Raw genomic sequence first — 1,301 nt, 5'->3', positions numbered from 1 at the left:
TCTGAAAAAAGCTCTAGAGAATTGTCCAAGTTCTCCAGGAGTAGAATATAAAGAAAGAAAAAAAGAGATTATGTCCTTAGTTCCCCCAGGAGGAAATTGGCGGAATTTGCCGATGGATATTCAAAAAGAATATATGAAAAATAGTCTCAAAAATCACGGCGGACGGACAGGATATGCTAAAAGATTATCTTGGGATGAACCGGCTTTAACTATTACCTGTAGTCCGGCACAAACCCAAACAGAAAGATGTCATCCCCAAGAAACTCGTCCTTTGACTGTGAGAGAATATGCACGAGTGCAGTCCTTTCCCGATGATTGGCAATTTACTGGTAATTTAACCTCTCAATATCGACAGATTGGTAACGCGGTTCCCGTGAATATGGCCTATCATCTTGGTGGCTGTTTAATTAATATGTTGCAAGGGGATTATCTGGGGGAAACACAGCCAAAAACCGAACAGTTAAGCATTCCGGGGTTAGAAGTTAATTAATTTTGACTAAAAGTAAATAGCGCTTGCTGAATAAATGTGAAATGTAGGCAAGGTAAGGGTTTTAGGGATCGTCGCCCGTACTTTTTCAGCAAACCCTAACTATTCATAACTACTGACGCGCAAAAACTATTGATTTAGGATAACAAATACAATTATAATACTTTTGAATCACCGATAACTGTTTCAGTTTTATTGTTAGATGGTATAGGGAATCTCAATAAATGGATGTTGATTGAGATCAAAATCTTGGGTATTACGAGTGACTAATTTGAGATTATAGTAAAGGGCGATCGCTGCTTGAATGGCATCGGGCAATTTCCATTGAATAACCTTTTTGTTAGGCTGTTTGGTTGCCTTTTTTTTGATTTGTTCACGACGGATTTGAATGACTAAATCAGTGATGTTGACATCTAAATCTATCCAGGGAAAATGGCTTAATAACTCTCCTGCTTTTTCAAAGGAATTATTATCATTAAAACCAATGAGAACTTCGGCTTTAGTAATGACAGAAATATAACTTTCATCTCGGTGAGCTTTTAGATAAACTGTAGCTTGGGTAATACCATTAAAATGGTCGATTAAAATACAGGAGTCTATTAATCGTTTCATATCCACTCCTCCCGAATTTTTTGCTGATATTCTAAGCCATCTCCTTTAGTCCAGATTCCCTTAGTTTTATCTAATAAGGCTTCAAAATCGGCTTCTGTCTTTTTATCCTCAACTACTTGAATGTTAATGGCTAACTTTGTTCCTGCTTTAAAGGGTAAGTTAGAGAGGATAATCTTCTGAGAATGATCGATGGTTAAATAGG

At 37.0% G+C, this 1,301-nt stretch carries 3 protein-coding genes; 1 reads left to right on the top strand and 2 read right to left on the bottom strand.

Features of this window, described 5'->3' with window-relative positions; all coding sequences use genetic code 11:
• Positions 1-490, top strand: a 490-nt coding sequence (locus PX636_RS10160) for a DNA cytosine methyltransferase (protein WP_288117018.1), incomplete at its 5' end; no start/stop codon positions are given.
• 195 nt (positions 491-685) lie between these two features.
• On the opposite strand, the gene PX636_RS10155 is transcribed toward PX636_RS10160, so the two are convergent.
• Both PX636_RS10155 and PX636_RS10150 read right to left on the bottom strand, forming a co-directional pair.
• Entirely contained in the window at positions 686-1,099 is a 414-nt protein-coding gene (locus tag PX636_RS10155; RefSeq protein ID WP_002798989.1) for a PIN domain-containing protein, read from the bottom strand.
• On the bottom strand, positions 1,096-1,301 hold a 206-nt coding region (locus tag PX636_RS10150), incomplete at its 5' end, for a hypothetical protein (RefSeq protein WP_288117016.1). The genes PX636_RS10155 and PX636_RS10150, both read right to left, overlap by 4 nt.

It is taken from the genome of Microcystis sp. M53598_WE2, assembly GCF_030067735.1.
In the GTDB taxonomy this organism is placed as follows: Bacteria; Cyanobacteriota; Cyanobacteriia; order Cyanobacteriales; family Microcystaceae; genus Microcystis; species Microcystis aeruginosa.
This window is presented reverse-complemented; position numbering and strand designations above follow the sequence as displayed.